The sequence below is a fragment of the Candidatus Accumulibacter phosphatis genome (genome assembly GCF_012939955.1).
Lineage (GTDB): Bacteria > Pseudomonadota > Gammaproteobacteria > Burkholderiales > Rhodocyclaceae > Accumulibacter > Accumulibacter delftensis.
The window spans coordinates 15,820-32,050 of the sequence record NZ_SPMY01000049.1 but is presented as its reverse complement, the minus strand read 5'-3'; the positions used below and the strand labels follow the sequence as shown (position 1 = coordinate 32,050).

At 63.3% G+C, this 16,231-nt stretch carries 16 protein-coding genes; 11 read left to right on the top strand and 5 right to left on the bottom strand.

Going from position 1 to position 16,231, the window contains the following annotated elements:
- The first annotated feature begins 201 nt into the window (after positions 1–201).
- From E4Q23_RS16900 to E4Q23_RS16885, 4 genes are all read left to right on the top strand, one after another.
- Complete coding sequence (locus tag E4Q23_RS16900) at positions 202–834, top strand: hypothetical protein (protein ID WP_169067720.1); 633 nt, start codon at positions 202–204, stop codon at positions 832–834.
- A gap of 68 nt (positions 835–902) precedes the next feature.
- The gene (locus E4Q23_RS16895) at positions 903–1,145 is read left to right on the top strand and encodes a hypothetical protein (protein ID WP_169067719.1); all 243 of its coding nucleotides are present in this window, start codon (positions 903–905) and stop codon (positions 1,143–1,145) included.
- Between the two features lie 94 nt (positions 1,146–1,239).
- Positions 1,240–1,464, top strand: coding sequence for an AbrB/MazE/SpoVT family DNA-binding domain-containing protein (locus E4Q23_RS16890; RefSeq protein WP_169067718.1), 225 nt, complete (start codon positions 1,240–1,242; stop codon positions 1,462–1,464).
- Positions 1,461–1,850: a type II toxin-antitoxin system death-on-curing family toxin gene (locus tag E4Q23_RS16885; RefSeq protein ID WP_169067717.1), complete on the top strand. Its 390-nt coding sequence runs from the start codon at positions 1,461–1,463 to the stop codon at positions 1,848–1,850. The genes E4Q23_RS16890 and E4Q23_RS16885 overlap by 4 nt, the downstream gene beginning before the upstream one ends.
- 286 nt (positions 1,851–2,136) lie before the next feature.
- Here the strand turns inward: E4Q23_RS16885 and E4Q23_RS16880 are convergent, their stop codons facing one another.
- From E4Q23_RS16880 to E4Q23_RS16860, 5 genes are all read right to left on the bottom strand, one after another.
- The gene (locus E4Q23_RS16880; protein ID WP_169067716.1) at positions 2,137–2,772 is read right to left on the bottom strand and encodes a hypothetical protein; all 636 of its coding nucleotides are present in this window, start codon (positions 2,770–2,772) and stop codon (positions 2,137–2,139) included.
- 106 nt (positions 2,773–2,878) lie between these two features.
- Positions 2,879–3,736 (bottom strand): hypothetical protein, encoded by an 858-nt coding sequence (locus E4Q23_RS16875; RefSeq protein ID WP_169067715.1) that lies wholly within the window; start codon positions 3,734–3,736, stop codon positions 2,879–2,881.
- A gap of 41 nt (positions 3,737–3,777) precedes the next feature.
- The gene (locus E4Q23_RS24110) at positions 3,778–4,074 is read right to left on the bottom strand and encodes a thermonuclease family protein (RefSeq protein ID WP_336511721.1); all 297 of its coding nucleotides are present in this window, start codon (positions 4,072–4,074) and stop codon (positions 3,778–3,780) included.
- A gap of 291 nt (positions 4,075–4,365) precedes the next feature.
- On the bottom strand, positions 4,366–4,581 hold the full coding sequence (locus tag E4Q23_RS16865; protein WP_169067714.1) for a hypothetical protein: 216 nt from the start codon (positions 4,579–4,581) through the stop codon (positions 4,366–4,368).
- Positions 4,582–4,653: 72 nt separating this feature from the next.
- Positions 4,654–5,088: a hypothetical protein gene (locus E4Q23_RS16860; protein ID WP_169067713.1), complete on the bottom strand. Its 435-nt coding sequence runs from the start codon at positions 5,086–5,088 to the stop codon at positions 4,654–4,656.
- Between the two features lie 661 nt (positions 5,089–5,749).
- On the opposite strand from E4Q23_RS16860, the gene E4Q23_RS16855 reads away from it, so the two are divergent.
- The 7 genes from E4Q23_RS16855 to E4Q23_RS16825 all read left to right on the top strand — a co-directional run bounded on the left by E4Q23_RS16855 (position 5,750) and on the right by E4Q23_RS16825 (position 16,203).
- Positions 5,750–6,859, top strand: a complete 1,110-nt coding sequence (locus E4Q23_RS16855; RefSeq protein ID WP_248595524.1) for an Rpn family recombination-promoting nuclease/putative transposase — start codon at positions 5,750–5,752, stop codon at positions 6,857–6,859.
- 436 nt (positions 6,860–7,295) lie between these two features.
- Positions 7,296–7,637, top strand: coding sequence for a DUF3467 domain-containing protein (locus E4Q23_RS16850; RefSeq protein ID WP_169067712.1), 342 nt, complete (start codon positions 7,296–7,298; stop codon positions 7,635–7,637).
- A gap of 120 nt (positions 7,638–7,757) precedes the next feature.
- On the top strand, positions 7,758–9,635 hold the full coding sequence (locus E4Q23_RS16845) for an HlyD family efflux transporter periplasmic adaptor subunit (protein ID WP_169067711.1): 1,878 nt from the start codon (positions 7,758–7,760) through the stop codon (positions 9,633–9,635).
- A 13-nt stretch (positions 9,636–9,648) separates the two neighbouring features.
- Entirely contained in the window at positions 9,649–11,796 is a 2,148-nt protein-coding gene (locus E4Q23_RS16840) for a PqqD family peptide modification chaperone (RefSeq protein WP_169067710.1), read from the top strand.
- A complete protein-coding gene (locus E4Q23_RS16835; protein WP_169067709.1) occupies positions 11,789–13,804 on the top strand; it encodes a preprotein translocase subunit SecA in 2,016 nt (671 codons plus the stop codon). Before E4Q23_RS16840 ends, E4Q23_RS16835 begins: the two co-directional genes overlap by 8 nt.
- Positions 13,805–13,808: 4 nt before the next feature.
- Positions 13,809–14,747 carry an efflux RND transporter periplasmic adaptor subunit gene (locus tag E4Q23_RS16830; RefSeq protein WP_169067708.1) on the top strand — a complete coding sequence of 313 codons (939 nt, stop codon included), beginning with the start codon at positions 13,809–13,811 and terminating at the stop codon, positions 14,745–14,747.
- Between the two features lie 487 nt (positions 14,748–15,234).
- Entirely contained in the window at positions 15,235–16,203 is a 969-nt protein-coding gene (locus tag E4Q23_RS16825) for a 2-dehydro-3-deoxygalactonokinase (RefSeq protein ID WP_169067707.1), read from the top strand.
- Positions 16,204–16,231 lie beyond the last annotated feature (28 nt).

Here is a 16,231-nt window from a genome sequence, read left to right as displayed (position 1 = left end):
AAGCGCTGCGGGAAGCGCCGAGCGGAAGAGGGCGCTGGCCATCATCAAGCCGACCCCGGAGAACTTGACCAGGCAGCAGCGACGGCACAGGCTACCGCCACGGCATGGGGTCGAGTCGCCACCACGAGGCGAACGACAGCCTGCGCCAGGTCGATCAGTGGGCCAAAAAAGCTCGGCGTCAGCGAAAAGGTGGCGATGGAAATGATGATCGGCGCCTCGATGGGCATGAATACGCCGCAGCTCCTCGAGATCGCCGGGCTTCGCGGTGGGGTGGAGTTCTCCGCCAAGCTGCGCAACTCTGCCGACGCTTCGCGATCGCTGGAGGAGATGGCCCAGTTCGCCAGCGAATCGAGTTTTGGCAAAAAGGTGGGCACCGTGCTCGACAACGGCTGGGAGCGCAACTATCGCAGCTTCGACGAGGGCAGGGCAGCCGGCAGCGAGGGGATGCGCGCGTCGCTGGACCACGCGCGCCAATCACGCGAAGCCTTCAGCGCCTCATTGCAGGAAACGGAAGGGCATCGGCAGATGTGGGAGCTGTCGCACAGCGGTCAGCTGGGCTCGAACCTGCAGCTCCAGGATCACTTCATCAAGGATTTTCTGCTGCCCAAACTGGATTTCAATTACGAGACCTTCCAGGGGATCATGGGCGACCCGAACAAGCTGCGCCCTACATCGCCGAATACGCCGCGCAGAACTACGACCGGATGCTTGGCGAGATGGCCGGTCAGGTGCAGGGGGCAGATGCAGTCGGCGCGCGGCACGAGGCGGATCGAAGCAGCGTTCCCGGTGTCGCTGCGGTCGGGCAGGCGGGCGACGGGTATCTTGGTCAGGTGACGGGCAGGGCGGCAGGTGCCGGGGTTTCGGCACAGGGGCGCCCGAGTGATCAGACCGCGCATACCGCGATGTGTGAATTTTCGACAAACGCGTATGCGATACGGGACCGCAAGGAGGCAGCGGCGCAGGCGCACCAGGAGACCGCGACGCCGACTGATTTCGACACGCTGGAAGCGGTGTCGCCGCTCGGCAAGGGCGCGGCGGTTGTCGGTGAGGTCGGGAAAGCGGCGGGGCGGGTGGTCGAGGGGCTGAGCGGGGATGATCCCGGTCAGCATGTTCGGGACACCCTGGCCGGGAAGAAGAAGCCTTGATGCAGAAGTCTTGATCCCGAGTTGCGCGCCACTTGCCCTGCACCCTCTGTGTTGGTATAACGACAGTTATAACATCGACCGTGTGGAGCCTTCCATGACCACCCTCAAGCTTACCCAGATCGGCAACTCGCTTGGCCTCATCCTGCCCAGGGAAGTGCTGGCGCGACTCAAGCTGCAGAAGGGCGATACGGTATTCGTGACCGAGGCGGCGAATGGCGTGATGCTGACGCCCTACGACCCTGATCTGGACCAGCAACTCGAGATCGGGCGCGAGTTCATGCACGAGTACCGCGACACCTTCCACCAGCTCGCCAAGTGAGCTGGTGCTGGCTCGACCGGCGCGCGCTCGAATTGTTGCACGACGAGAGCCTGGCCGAGCATGGCGGCGCGAGCGGGCTGCGTGACGAGGGTCTGCTCGAATCCGCGCTCGCGCGGCCACTGAATCTTGCGCTCTATGGCCAGCCGGATGTGGCCGACCTGGCTGCCGCTTACGGCTTTGGTCTGGCGCGTAACCACCCTTTTGTCGACGGCAACAAGCGCGTCGCTTTTCTGGCGGTTGGCCTGTTTCTGGCGCTCAACGGCCAGCGCCTGGTGGCGAGCCAGGCCGATGCCACGCTGACTGTGCTCGTCGTCGCGGCCGGCCAGATCGACGAAGCGACGTTCGCGCGCTGGTTACGCGAGCACAGCGCGCCGCGCGACACTTGAGCGCGTCCTGCCGGGCGAGCAAGTGGTGTCGGCACAAGAACAGGCCCTGCGATCAGCCCACGCAACCCCCATGCGGTAATTCGCGACGAGCGCGCATGTGGCGTGAGACAACACTGATGGGGCGGCGCTTACCGATGAGTTCGGGAAAGCGGCGGGATGGGTGGTCGCGGGGCTGAGCGGGGATGATCCCGCTGAGTATGTTCAGGTTACGCTGGCCGGGAAGAAGAAGCCTTGAGCCGAGTGCCGTAGCCATCTGGGCAATGAGCGTCTTGCCCAACAGCCGTGCTCAGCGACGGGCGGGGTCTGCGGCCCGCCGTTCCAACGCTTCGAGCGCCGCTCGCTGTGCGCTACTCGCCACCGCGTGTGCGCTGCGCAGGTACTGTGGTCGGTCATGTTCGGCGAAGTCATCAATGGCCTGATCGACGGTGCTCGCGAAATCTTCTGCCGTAGCGGTCTCGGCCAGGCACCGGAAGTAGGCAGCGAAAACGCCGCACCAGTCGACGCCAAGCTGCCAGGAGCCGCCCTCGTCGGCGAAGAAGATCACGTCGTCGTGTCCCTCGTCGATATGCCGAAGCAGCCCGAAAAGAAGCTCGAACGCCTGGCCGGCGACTGCGTATTGTCCGCTGTCCGCGGCACTGATGCATTCGCGCAGGAGACGCTTGAACTCGGCGATGAAGGCATCCGTGCCCCGCGACTGTTCCGTGCAGTTCCTGGAATTCACCTCGAAGTCTTCGAAGTAGCGACCAGCGAGACTATCGACGTGGAACTTCTGCACTTCGTCGAGCAAGGCGTTTGGTGTCGCCCTTGCTTCTGACGCGCCGTCTTCTACGTGCACGTAGTCGCCCACGAGAGCCTGCAATGTCACCCTCGGCACGAGTTCTATTGCCCGTTCGGCGATGATCAGCAGATCGCCGCGATCCATTGCTCGCAGCTCCTTTCGCAGGCTCTCCGGATCGGTGATGCGGCTGGTCATCCTGGGGCCTACACCTGAAGCAGAGGAGGGCGCTGTCCTTCCATGAACGATCGCATCACGCTGCTTTCATCCGGGCGCGTCGCGCCACGCGCGGAGGCGAACAGCGCTGGAGGATCCGTTTCCAGCCGTTGCGGGCGGCAACGGCCTCGCGCAGAATGTCCACGTACTCCAACGCATCGACGCGTTCATCGGGAGGCATCGATCCCCGCTCGTGTTCTGCGAGCAGCTCTTGCCTACCCCGCGGGCTGTCGCCAAGCGAGTGCAGGCGGCTGTAGGCTTCGCAGGCGTAGGCGAAAGTCTCGCGCTTGCCGTAATCGATCTCCAGCAGCCACTCACGTGTTCGGGTTTCCGGTAGCCCGATCGTCTCGCGCTTGCAGTTGTGGAAGATGTGCGCCGCCTCGTGCACAACGAAGTCTTCGAAGCGACCGGCCGCGTCGAAAGAGGCTGCCGACAGATAGCAGCTTGTCTCCTCGCTCAGGCCCAGCAGGCCGGGAGCGCTCTCGGCAAGCAGGTCCGCGCCCAGTCCCGCCAGATAGAGGTTCGCCAGATTCCAGGCGGTAGCCAGACATTGTGTGTTTTGCAGCAGCGCCTCGATGGTGGCCGGGGTGAGAAGAATGACCGAGCGTTCGAGCAGACTGAGGACCAACGCCTGCTCGCAAGCCGGGAACAGGCCACGCACCATCGGTGCCACTTTTCCGCGCGTGAAGGCGACGTCGTCGATGTTGGCGACTGTTTCGGGGAATGCGACGTGCAGGGTTCGGCTGTGGACCGCGGAGATCAGCGCCGAGCGCAGCGCGGCGTCTCCGCAGTGGCTGCGGGCGAGGAAGTTGCTGCCCGGCCAGGCCCGAAAGTGGGCGTCGTGCTCGCCGCTGCGAAGGTAGCGTTCGGTCGCCTGTTCAGGGGTTTCGGGCATCGGTCTTCGTCCTTTGGGAGGCTTGTTGTCTTCGCAAATCACTATTCCAGTACAGACATCGGCCGGGCAGCAACTTCCTCGCCCGCATCCTCGGCCGACTGATCCATCGCGTATTTCTCGTACCACCAGGCGAGCCCCATCGTGATCTGCGCAAGGCCTGCGTCCAGCGTTTTTGGACAGGTAGGGCAGTCGGAAGGTGCGACCATCACCTTGCCCACGATACGGCGGTACCGGTCGCGCTTGTTCCACTGGACGTTGACCTCTTTGCCGAACACGAGCGCCGACATGCTTTGCTTGGACCGCTGCCCGTTTGGCTGGGCCTTTTCTGGGGCATCCACCCCCCCCGACCCTGATCTTGTGCTGCTGATGGTCAGCGTCGAGAACAGTGACGGTATCGCCGTCGGCCACGCCCACTACCGTGCCAACCAGGGTTTCCGCGCGGGCAGCGATGCTTGCCAGCAGCAGCAACGCGAATGTCAGATGTCCAGCCTGCATTGTTCTTTCTTTTCCTTCCTTGCCGTCATCTCTTCGAGAACCGGGTCCTTGAGATTCCATTCATGAAGCCACCCGCACTGCGAGACACTTTTCCCTCGGCCCGCCCACCGGCCCGAATAAAAAAAAGCCAACACTCAGTGCTCAAGCGCCAGGTCCACCAGTGCGCGCTTTTTCGTTCTCCGTGGGTTTCCATTTGTACTCACATAGACCATCGCACAACGAACACGTTGGCCTGCATACTCAGGCATGGCTTCATTGAAGTTTCGATCGAAGAGGCGATCGAAGCGACGCACGGGCACGCGGATGATGCGCTCACCGTCAAGAAACATGACCCGAACGCCGATGCTCATACCGAACTCCCCCTCACCCTTGAGCGCTCAACGTTGCCGCCACGTGCCCAAAGGGAAGTGACCGGTGGACCACTAACCGCTGTTGGGACGAAAAGTCCCCCTCGTCACCGCTGCCCCCCGTTCAATTGCCTTACGGATCTCCGCGATCGGATAGCCGACGATCACCCGCCGACTGCCAGTAGCGTCAAGATATATGAACGCGCTATCTTCGATCTGGTAGTTCATGTTCCATTCGATCATGAACCGTTCCGTCGTCTCGATGATTCGATTGGGCAAGGGATCGCCATCCTCAGCAAGCTTAAGTGCCAAACCATCTTCCGTGTCGAGCAGCCATGCGTCGCCGCTATGAGTCGAGAAGAAGACCAGCGAACCCAGGGTTACTACACGAGCATCGCGCTGCAAGGCGAGGCGCTGGATATACGAAACCTCACCGGTGACGCTGGCCTCCTGTGCAGACAGGTAGCGCGCTTTACTCTGGATGGGCCACTTGCGTGCTTTTTTGCTCATGCGCTTTTACCCTCGTGCCGCCCGGGCTTGTTTTCTACGCAGACCGTCTTGTGCCACCAGTCAGCCAGTTGTCCCCGGCGCTCCCGATGGGCGAAAATCTGAGAGGTGCTGCCGCTGCGAGACTTGTCCACTTCAGTTAGTACCCCCGCCCCAGCAAAATTTCGCGACAAGCGTCACGTGAATATTGACGGTCTTTTCTTCGTTTGTCATCAAGCCAGGTTCGGGCGTCCGCGCCGGGTTGCTGACCACCGGTTTGAGAGGCCGGCAACACGGGCCATCGCCGAGCAACGCCGTGTGCGCTCAGCGATGGCAAGGCCATTGTCGACCGTGCCCCAGCGGATCACCGCTCGCGTCACCGTGTGATTTGCCCGAGGACGCACTCGCTTCTTCCCGAGGTTTGGTCCGGCGATCAATCAAGCTGGCCGTGCCGTAGAGCGACGTGTCGATACCAGCATCCACGGCGGCCCGTTCACGCCGCCGATTCAGCCCGCGGCATTTTCCGGTCCACGACGACAGCCGTCCCCTGGTACGTGACGCGCGACACTCGCCATTGTGATCCGGCCTGGTCATAGTGGGCGTTGCTCTTGCGAAGCCCGACAATGACATTGGCCCCCATGGCAAGCCCCTGGCGCGCCAGGTCCAACTCCAGCGGAACATGGCGATGATGACCAGCAGCAGCGCCAATAGCGGCAAAGTGCTGAAGATGGCGCTTGGTGGTGTTGCAGCAGCGATAGTCATGGCGGCCTCCAATTCGTTAGCCAACAAACCTTGGCTTTTCGGATATCGGAAGGGGGGGCGAGCTGAGGGCGCTCAAGTTGCCTCAGCGAGGGCGACATCTTACCAGTGCGCAGGCCTTATCAATGGCAAGACCTGCCACCAGAAAGTAGGCCGCACGATCGACCTCGCGCTGGCCGATGCACGCAAGCAGGCAAGGTCGCTCAGGGCAGAAATAGCTCTCGGTGCCAACCTTCGCGGGCAGGCCAAGGCGCAGACGGAAGTGCTGACTTTCGCCGAGTTCTTCGCGGCGTGCTATTTGCTGCTGACATTCCAGAGCCGCGTCGACCGCTACATGGCGCTGCGCATGATGGTCTATGTCGGGCTGCTCTATCAGGACCTGATCAAGCGTGGCGAGGTGCTGGCCGACGGCCGCCTGCCGCCCGTCCTGCCGATCGTCCTCTACAACGGCAGCCAGCGCTGGACGGCGTCAAGCGACGTCTTTGACTTGATCCCGCCGGTGCCGCGGCTGGTCGAGCAGTTCAAGCCCCGGCTGAAGTACCTGCTGATCGACGAGAACGCCTACACCGACGGCGAACTGGCCTCGCTCAACAACCTGGTGGCGGCCGTCTTTCGCATCGAACACCCGGCGTCGCTGGCCACCATCGGCGTCTTGCTCGGTCTCCTCGACGAGTGGCTGGTCGACCGGCCCGACCTGCGTCGGAGGTTTGCCCTCTGGATCCGCGCGACGTTGATGCGCAAGGCCGAATATCGTATCGTGTTGCCTCGGATGGATGACCTACAGGAGCTGAATGTCATGTTGGCCGAACGACTCGAAGAATGGGCGCACGCCTACAAGGCTGAAGGAAAAGCCGAAGGAAAAGCCGAGGGTGAAGCGCTGGCCTTGCAGAAGCTGCTGCAGAAGCGTTTTGGTACCGTCCCGTCGCCTGTTCTGGCGATGATCTCTACGGCTTCCCTTGAGCAGGTCGACCTTTGGCTTGATCAAGTACTTGACGCGGCCAGCCTCGAGGAGATTTTCGGAGCAGGCAAATCCTGAAACGGCGCCAAGCAAGGCGTATGCGTTATCAGCGCTTGATTCCATTCACCCGCTAATGTGAACTCGCGTACGTGACTTTCACATTAGCGCTCATGACTTGTCGAGATACCCCAGGTCATGAAGGTCGTGACCGTTTCCCCTCTTCCCCAACCCTGCTCCCGCGAGGGGAGAAGCAACCGTGTTTGACGCCAAGCGTTTTCTGGTTGCCAAGGGGGTGTTGTTTTTAACCATAGCATTCATGATCGTAAGCAATTTACGAATAATTCTGCCAATCGAAGCAGTAGTTCACAGATTACCCTGGCAGCGTCGCTACAATCTTCGCGGTCGCTGTAAATCCTTGCGCGCGACCATGGCCCGCTCGCCGCCGGGGCGCTTGCGGCGACGAATACGCACTTTACGGCCAAGTTTGATGAAGAATTCCTGGGAGAACCGAGAGATGGCACAAGAAAAACCTGAAACCCCTGCAGCACCGGTCAAGGCTTCGGCAGGAGCGGTCGAGACGCGAGCTGCGACGGCCGGGGAACAGCAGATCCGGATGAATACGGCGTCGGTGAAGAGCAGCTACTGCAATATGGTCAACGTGACCACGACGCGCGAGGAAGTGGTGATGAACTTCGGGGTCAACGAGAGCTGGGACCGGGGCGTTTCCGAGTACGACGTCAGGCTGGAGCATCGCATTGTGATGAGTCCCTTCGCCGCCAAGCGCCTGGCGCTGATGCTTGGCAAGCTGGTCAGCGAATACGAGGGTCGCTACGGCGAGTTGAACCAGGGAAACTAGGAAGCCCGTATGATGGCCGGGGCGCCTGCTGCCAGCATCCGTTCGCTGCGGGGATAGCTGCTGCCGGCAGCAGGCCTTGCTTCCCTCTTTCCATTGTTGCGCCGGTTTGGAGGCCACTACTTGCCTTCCAGTTTCCATTCTTCCAGCGGGCCGCAGACAGGCGCAGCCCTAGGCCTGTCTCCCGGGCTTGGCGATCATGCCAGGCGAGCGCACGACGATGCGCTGTGGGGAGCTTTTGCGGCAGCGCAGACGTCGGCCGAATTCTGTACTAGTTGGCTGTCGCTGCAATGCCTGCAGGTCGCCGACGTGCGTGCGGCCCTGCTGCTGCTCGAGCAGGGCAGCGGTACTTTCGTTCCGGCCGCCGTCTGGCCGTCCGAACAGACCGACGTCACCTACCTCGCGCCGGCCGCTCAGCAGTGCCTGAGCCAGCGGCGCGGGCTTCTCCTGCCGGGCCAGGCAGGTGCTGTGGTGGTCGTCGCCTATCCCGTGGAACGTGAAGGACAGGTGCACGGGGCGGTCGTGCTCGATGTCGCCGAACGCTCGGACGTGGCCTTGCAACTGGTGCTTCGGCAACTGCACTGGGGAATCGGCTGGATCGAAACGCTCTTCCTGCGCCGCCAGAATGGTGACGACGCGCAGGCCTTGCAGCGTGCGCGCGTGGCCCTCGACGTTCTCGGCGTGGCCGCCGAGCAGGCCCGCCTCAATCCCATGGCGATGGCGGTGGTCAATGATCTTGCCAGCCGCTTCGACTGCGACCGGGTTTCGCTCGGCGTCGACCGGGGAGGGCGGGCGCGTTTGCTGGCCATGTCACACTCGGCCTTCTTTGAAAAGAAGAGCCAGTTCGTCACCGCTCTCGAAAACGCCATGGACGAAGCCCTCGATCAGCGGCGCAGCGTGCTCTTTCCGGCCGGCGCGGAAAGCCACGGCGGCATCGCCATTGCTCACCGCGATTTTGCTGCCACGCGAGCCGTGTGTTCGGTGGTGCTCGGCAGCCGCGGCATCGGCGTTGGCGTACTGACTTTCGAGCGTAATCAGGGGACGCCTTTCAGCGCCGAGGAAACGAGGCTTTTCGAAGCGGTCAGCGCTTTGCTCGGGCCCTTGCTGGAGAGCCGGGTCGATCAGCATCGCTGGTTTGCCGGTCGCCTGGTCGACAAGCTGCGCGGCTGGTGGCTGCATCTCAAGGATCATCGCCGCCCCGGTTTTCGTGTCGCGCTGGCCGCAGCACTGCTCCTCTTGCTGGGTGTTTTCCTGCTCGACGGCGACTATCGAGTCAGCGCCAAGGCGGTTGTCGAGGGGGAGGTGCAGCGCGCGGCGGTGGCCCCCTTCGATGGCTTCCTGCGCGAGGCACCGGTGCGCGCCGGCTTCGTCGTCAAGGAGGGACAGCTGCTGGCGACGCTCGACGATCGCGACCTGCGCGTCGAGCGCCAGCGCTGGCTCTCCGAGCGCGAGCAGCACCAGGGGCGCTACCGCGAAGCGCTGGCCAAGCACGAGAGAGCCACGGCCAATGTCTCGCTGGCGCAAATGCAGGAAGCCAACTCGCAACTGGCGCTGGTCGACGAGAAACTGGCGCGCGCCAACATCGTCGCCCCTTTCGACGGTATCGTCGTGTCGGGCGATCTCAGCCAGTTGCTCGGTTCGCCCGTCGAACAGGGCAAGCTGCTTTTCGAGCTGGCGCCGCTCGATGCCTACCGGGTGATCCTGAAAGTCGAGGACCGCGATATTCGCGATGTGCGCGTCGGCCAGTCGGGCAAGCTGGTGCTCACCGGCTTGACCGGCGAAGCCCTGGCTTTTGAAGTGCGCAACATCTCGATGGCCGAGGCTGAAGAGGGCAAGAACACTTTCCGCGTCGAAGCGCAGCTCGATCGCAGCGACCTCAAGCTGCGCCCGGGCATGGAAGGGGTTGGCAAGATCAGCGTCGGCGAGCAGAGCTATGCCTGGATCTGGACGCATCGACTGAGCGACTGGTTGCGCATGCAGGCCTGGATCTGGTTGCCCTAGGCGGCTGACAGCAATGGCCGCCCCGTTTCTCAGTGCCTCCTGGTATCGCGTCGCCGGCCTGCGCCCCGAGCTGCGCGCGCATGCGCGCATCCATCGCCAGCGCTTTCGCGGCCAGCCGTGGTACGTGCTGCACGATAGCGCCTCCGGCAAGCTGCATCGTTTCAGCCCGGCGGCCTACCGCGTGATCCAGCTGATGGACGGGCAGCGCACGATCGACGAGATGTGGACCGAGGTGGCCGCAGAAGCCGGCGAAGAGGCGCCGACGCAGGACGAAGTGATCCGCCTGCTGGCGCAACTGCACGCCGGTGACCTGCTGCAGGCCGACCTGCCTCCGGATGTCGATGAGCTGGCCGAGCGCGGCAGCAAGCAGAAGCGTCAGAAGCTGCTGCAAAGTTTCATCAACCCGATGTCGATCCGCATTCCGCTGTGGGATCCCGACGTTTTCCTGGACCGCAGCTGGCCGCTGATGCGGCCGCTGTTCGCTCCGCTCGGGCTTTTGCTGTGGTTGCTGGCGGTGCTGCCGGCGATGGTTCTTGCCGGCGTGAACTGGCATGAGCTGACCGCCAACCTCAGTGATCAGGTGCTCTCGGCGCATAACCTCATCCTGCTCTGGCTGGTGTACCCGCTGATCAAGGCGCTGCACGAGCTGGGTCACGCTTACGCCGTCAAGTCGGGCGACGGCGAGGTGCACGAGATGGGCATCATGCTGCTCGTCCTGGCGCCGATTCCCTACGTCGACGCGACCGCCTCCGGTGCTTTTCGCAACAAATGGCGGCGGGCGCTGGTCGGCGCCGCCGGGATGCTGGTCGAACTGTTCCTGGCGGCGATCGCCATGGCGGTGTGGGTGATGGTCGAGCCCGGGCTGGTGCGCTCGATCGCCTTCAACGTGCTCTTCGTTGCCGGTGCCTCGACCCTGCTCTTCAACGGCAACCCCTTGTTGCGTTACGACGGCTATTACGTTCTCGCCGATCTGATCGAAATCGCCAATCTCGGCAACCGCTCGAATCAATACTGGCAATGGCTCGCCAAGCGCTACCTCTTTGGCATCACGAGCGTCGAGCGACCACCGGCGTCGCTCGGCGAACGGCGCTGGTTTCTGTTCTATGGGGCGGCGTCGTTCGTCTACCGGACGCTGGTGATGATCGTCATCACCCTGTTCATTGCCGGGGAGTTCTTCTTTGTCGGGGTGCTGCTGGCGCTCTGGGCAGCGACGACGATGTTCGTGCTACCGATCGGCAAGGGTCTCAACTATGTGCTCTCCAGTCCCGAGCTACAGCGCCACCGCACGCGTGCCCGCCTGGTCACTTTCGGGTCGCTGGCCGCCTTTGTGCTCTTCGTGCTCTCGGTGCCGATGCCTTTGCGCACCCACGCCGAGGGCGTCGTCTGGGTTCCCGAGAATGCCGAAGTGCGCGCCGCTGCCGATGGCTTTGTCGAACAGCTGCTGGTGCAGCCAGAAGAGCGCGTCGAGGTCGGCGAGGTGTTGCTGGTGACCGCCCAGCCGACGCTTGCTGCCGAGCTTGAGCAGGCGCGGGCGCGGGTACGCCAGCTCGAGGTGCAGTACACCACGCAGATGTTCGACGAGCGTACGCAGGCGGCGGCGACCAAGGAGGATCTGCGCCGGGAAAGAAGTGCCCTGGCGCGCGCCGAAGAAAAAGTCGATTCACTGCTGGTGGTTGCCGCCGTAGCCGGCGCCCTCAAGCTGGCGCGGCCGCAGGATCTGCCGCAGCGCTTCGTGAAGAAGGGCGAGCTGCTCGGCTACGTGCTCGACGGGCCGCCGCGGCTGGTGCGGGTGGTCGTCAGCCAGGATGACATTGCCCTGGTCCGCGAAGCACGCGACGAGGTGCGGGTAAAGATCGCCGACCGCGTCGAGCAGACCTATAGCGCGCGCCTGATTCGCGAGGTGCCGGGTGGGCATGATGAGTTGCCCAGCAGGGCGCTGTCGCTCGAAGGCGGCGGCCAGCACGGCACCGATCCGCGCGACCCCAACGGCCTCAAGTCGCTGCAGCGCTTGTTTCAGTTCGACCTCGAGTTGCCGCCGGAGGTGGGGCCACTACAGATCGGTACGCGCGTCTATGTGCGTTTCCACCACCGCGCCGAGCCCCTGGCCGAGCAGTGGGGGCGGCGGCTGCGACAGCTCTTCCTCTCGCGTTTCAATGTCTAGGGCGCTGCTCGATCGCTGGCAGGTGCATGAGTTTGCACCCGGCTTGTACGCCGAACGTCGCGACCTCAAGGACAATCGTCTCGACCGCTTCATCGGGCGCCTGCTGGGGCGCAGCGCGCAGTTGGGTTCGCCCTTGCGCCGCTACGACCTACGGCGCTTTGCCGCGCGCGTGCAGGTGCTGGCGGAGGACTTGCTGGCCATCGATGACGTGGGGCTGCGCAGCCGGGCAGGCGCCGTGCGCACGCTTCTGGCCGTCGAAGGGCTTGCCGAGGCGCCGGTCGCCGAGTGCTTTGCGCTGGTGCGCGAAGTCTGTTCGCGGCAGCTTGGTCTGCGCCACTACCCGGTGCAGTTGATGGGCGGCTACGCCATGCTGGCCGGCGCGCTGGCCGAAATGCAGACCGGCGAAGGCAAAACGCTGACCGCCGTTCTTCCGGCCGTGACCGTGGCCCTGGCCGGCGCGCCAGTGCATGTGATTACCGTCAATCCCTATCTGGCGGCTCGCGATGCCGAGTATCTGGCGCCGGTCTACGAATTCTTCGGCTTGCGTGTCGGCCTGATCGTCCCCGACCAGGAGCCCGCCGAGCGTAGCGCGGCCTACGCCGCCGACGTCACCTACTGCGTGAACAAGGATCTGGTCTTCGACTATCTGCGCGACCGCATTACGCAGAAACGCGTGCGCGCCGGTCCGCGGGCCGTGCTCGACGGCTGGCTGGCGGGACCGCGCGCGCCGGCTCAGGCGCGCAGCAAGGTCTTGCTGCGTGGTCTCTATTTCGCGATCGTCGACGAAGCCGATAGTGTTCTGATTGACGAGGCGCGAACGCCGCTGATCATTTCCAGCGACGTCGACGACCCGAACGGGCGTGCCCTCTACGAGCAGGCGCTGGCCCTGGCCGCCAGCCTGAAAAAGAAGGGCCATTACCTGCTCCGCCCGAAGGAACGCAGCATCGAGCTGACCGACGCCGGTCGTGCGGCGGTCGGCGATTTCGCCTGCGGGCTGTCCGGCCTGTGGCGCATCCCGCGGGCGCGCGAGGAACTGGTCGAACAGGGCCTGTCGGCGCTGCATCTTTTTCAACTCGACCGGCATTACATCATCGCCGATGACAAGGTGCAGATCGTCGACGAGTACACCGGCCGGGTAATGGCCGACCGTTCGTGGGAGCGTGGCCTGCACCAGATGATCGAGGTCAAGGAGGCGCTGGCAATCAGTAAACGACGCGACACCATCTCGCGCATCACCTATCAGCGCTTCTTTCGCCGCTACCTGTGTCTCGCCGGGATGAGCGGCACGGTCACCGAAGTGGCGCCGGAAATGCGCTCGGTGTATGCCATGGACGTGCTGCGCATTCCGCCGAATCGACCGGTCGTGCGCCGCGACCTCGGGCAGCGGGTGTTCCTCGACAGCGATGCTCGCTGGGCCGCGGTGGTGCAGCGCGCTGCCGAAATAGGGGCGGCGGGACGGGCGGTGCTGATCGGCACGCGTTCGGTGGCCGCTTCCGAGTTGGCTAGCTGCTGTCTGAGCGCAGCCGGACTGGCGCACGAAGTGCTCAACGCGCGCCAGGACCAGCGCGAAGCCGAGATCATCGCCGACGCCGGTCAGCCGGGGCGGATCACCGTGGCCACCAACATGGCCGGGCGCGGCACGGACATCCTGCTCAGCCCGGAAGTTCGCCAGGCCGGCGGCCTGCACGTCATTCTTTCCGAATACCATGACTCGGCACGCATCGATCGGCAGCTCTTCGGCCGTGCCGGTCGGCAGGGAGATCCCGGATCATGCGAAGCGATCGTCTCGCTTGATGACGAATTGTTTCTCGCCCATGCTGCAGCGTGGCGCGGCTGGCTGCGCGCGCAGGTCTCAGAGGCCGGGCTACTCCCGGCACCGCTCGCACGCCTGCTGCGCCGGTCCGCACAAGCAGCGGCCGAGCGGCAGAATTCGCGGATTCGGCGGCAGACGGTTGAAATGGACAAGCGCGTCGAGCAGTCTCTGGCGTTTGCTGGAAGAGGAGAATAGAAAAATGCGCAGTCGAGGAAAGCGGGTGAGGAGGGGCGTCGGGAGTGCCGTCTGGAGCCGGATCGGCAGCGCCGTGCTGCTGGCGCTGTTGGCGTCGGGCAGCGGGCTGGCAGCCGAGTTCGACTGCATCATCGAGCCGAGCAAGAGCGTGGAGGTGCGGGCGGCGAGCGAGGGTCTGATCGAGAAGATCTGGGTGGATCGCGGCGACATGGTCAAGAAGGGCCAGGTCCTGGTGACCCTGGATGCCGGCGTCGAACGCGCCGCGACCGACGCCGCACTTTATCGTTCGACGATGAAGGGGCGCATCCGCACCGGCGAAAGCCGCGTCGCCTTTTCGACGACCAAGTACAAGCGTCGCGAGGAACTGGCGAAGCAGGCCTTCATCTCGCTGCACGACCGCGACGAAGCACTGACCGAGAAGCAGCTCGCCGAATCCGAGTTGCTCGAAGCCAGGGACGACCGCCGCCTGTCGGAGCTCGAATATCGCCGCCTGTCCGAGCAACTGCGTCTGCGCACCATCGCGAGCCCGGTGGACGGCGTCGTCGTCGATCGCCTGCTCAGCGCCGGCGAACTCGCCGACAATCGCGACCTGCGCAAGCCGATCCTCAGACTGGCGGCCATCGGCACGCTGTACGTCGAGGTGCTGATGCCGATCGACGCCTTCGACAAACTCAGCGCCGGCCAGAAAGTCGAGGTCCTGCCGGAAGCGCCGATCGGCGGACGCTACATGGCGACCGTGCAGGTCATCGACCGCGTCTTCGACGCCGCCAGCGGAACTTTCGGAGTGCGCCTCGAACTGCCCAATCCGGATTTCAAGCTGCCGGCCGGCATCAAGTGCAAGGCCAGCTTCCCGGCCATCGGCGGTTCTGCCAGCACCTCGGCGCCGCCCGCGCCGCGTGCGGCAGGCCAACCCGTGCCGGCGCGCACGGGAAAAGCGATGTAGGCTGAGGCGGTTCGCCGCTGAGCCACTTCGCAGCGCGGCAGGTGGACACTACTGAGACTTGCCAGGTGAAGCTCATGAACGTCAATCCCAATCGTCTCGCCGTGCCCGGGCACGACGAGATCATGTCTTGACTTTTTGCCTAACGGTCATGACAATCGAGACGCCCCCGGATGATGAAAAGTCATGACCGTTTCCCTCTTCCCCTGCCCCTTCTCCCGCAAGGGGAGAAGGGAGTTTCGTGAGTCGCTTGCGCGACTTTCACATTAAGGCATGGGGCCAGACCCAACTGAGTGCGTTCTGAATAGGACGAAAGGCTCGGGAATGGGCCGAAAAAGGTAGAAAACCGCGAAATTTTGGGCAGTTTGACAAAAATCGCGGTGGGATGCAAAGAAATCCGATGCCGAGCGGTTAGGTAACGCATCGGCAGCTAATTGATCAGCGGCTCCCTAAGTATACCGAGCCGACTCCTCTTTTTGAGCGAAAAGACATGAGCAATTACTTTGGTCTCACCCCCCAGTTGCTTAGCCTAGACTGGGGCACCTCAAGTCTTCGTGCTTTTTTGATGCGCGAGAGCAATGTTATTGAAACTCGGCAATCCGGGCATGGCATCCAGCACCTTCCGTCATCAGGAACTGCCGGCTACGAGCAGGCCTTTGCTGAAATCGCCGGTGACTGGGTCGCGCAATGGCCGCAATTGCCTATCGTCGCCTGTGGTATGGTCGGTAGCGCCCAAGGCTGGAAGGAAGCACCCTATGTGCGCTGCCCGGCTGACATGCAGCTCCTCGCGAGCAAGAGCATTACGGTGCAAAGCGGGCTGGGGCCGGATATTCTGATTGCCCCCGGCGTTCTGTTCGACGTACCGGATGCGTTGCCGGACGTTATGCGCGGAGAAGAAATTCAGATTGCCGGCGCCTTGCTGACCAACCCACAATGGGCGATCCGATCCTGCATGCTGCTACCGGGGACCCATTCGAAGTGGGCGCAGATCGAAAACGGCCGGATTGTCCGCTACTCCACCTATCTGACCGGTGAGCTATTTTCCGTTCTGAGCAAGCACTCCATCCTGGGCCGCTTGATGCCCGCAGAGGGTGATAGTAAATCGGAATCCGATCCAGCTGCGTTCGAACTAGGGCTGGCCACCGCACGACGCAGCGGCCCTGGAGATTTGTCGCGACAGATTTTCGGGACGCGCACGCTGGGATTGGCCGGTCGATTGCCGCTAGCTTCTCTAGCCGAATATCTCTCCGGCCTGTTGATCGGTCATGAACTTGTTTCTGGAATGGCCGGCGCTGGCGATTTAACTTCAGTTCCACTGGTCATGATCGGCGCACCGTCGCTCTGTCAGCGCTATGTGCACTCCCTGAAGTACATGGGTCAGTCCGCTGATGCCGTGCTCGACAATACCGCCCCGGCCGGATTATGGAATCTCGCAATGGCGTCGGGGCGGATTGCTTAGGGCAATGCCCTGAAATCTAATAGGGAAT

What these genes read in the sequence shown, in the direction of transcription:
- E4Q23_RS16855 (WP_248595524.1), top strand. Translation starts at nt 5,750, where the DNA reads ATGATGACCAGCAGCAGCGCCAATAGCGGCAAAGTGCTGAAGATGGCG.
- E4Q23_RS16850 (WP_169067712.1), top strand. Translation starts at nt 7,296, where the DNA reads ATGGCACAAGAAAAACCTGAAACCCCTGCAGCACCGGTCAAGGCTTCG.
- E4Q23_RS16835 (WP_169067709.1), top strand. Translation starts at nt 11,789, where the DNA reads ATGTCTAGGGCGCTGCTCGATCGCTGGCAGGTGCATGAGTTTGCACCC.
- E4Q23_RS16900 (WP_169067720.1), top strand. Translation starts at nt 202, where the DNA reads ATGATGATCGGCGCCTCGATGGGCATGAATACGCCGCAGCTCCTCGAG.
- E4Q23_RS16860 (WP_169067713.1), bottom strand. Translation starts at nt 5,088, where the DNA reads ATGAGCAAAAAAGCACGCAAGTGGCCCATCCAGAGTAAAGCGCGCTAC.
- E4Q23_RS16825 (WP_169067707.1), top strand. Translation starts at nt 15,235, where the DNA reads ATGAGCAATTACTTTGGTCTCACCCCCCAGTTGCTTAGCCTAGACTGG.
- E4Q23_RS16890 (WP_169067718.1), top strand. Translation starts at nt 1,240, where the DNA reads ATGACCACCCTCAAGCTTACCCAGATCGGCAACTCGCTTGGCCTCATC.
- E4Q23_RS16875 (WP_169067715.1), bottom strand. Translation starts at nt 3,736, where the DNA reads ATGCCCGAAACCCCTGAACAGGCGACCGAACGCTACCTTCGCAGCGGC.
- E4Q23_RS16895 (WP_169067719.1), top strand. Translation starts at nt 903, where the DNA reads ATGTGTGAATTTTCGACAAACGCGTATGCGATACGGGACCGCAAGGAG.
- E4Q23_RS16840 (WP_169067710.1), top strand. Translation starts at nt 9,649, where the DNA reads ATGGCCGCCCCGTTTCTCAGTGCCTCCTGGTATCGCGTCGCCGGCCTG.
- E4Q23_RS16865 (WP_169067714.1), bottom strand. Translation starts at nt 4,581, where the DNA reads ATGAGCATCGGCGTTCGGGTCATGTTTCTTGACGGTGAGCGCATCATC.
- E4Q23_RS16830 (WP_169067708.1), top strand. Translation starts at nt 13,809, where the DNA reads ATGCGCAGTCGAGGAAAGCGGGTGAGGAGGGGCGTCGGGAGTGCCGTC.
- E4Q23_RS16880 (WP_169067716.1), bottom strand. Translation starts at nt 2,772, where the DNA reads ATGGATCGCGGCGATCTGCTGATCATCGCCGAACGGGCAATAGAACTC.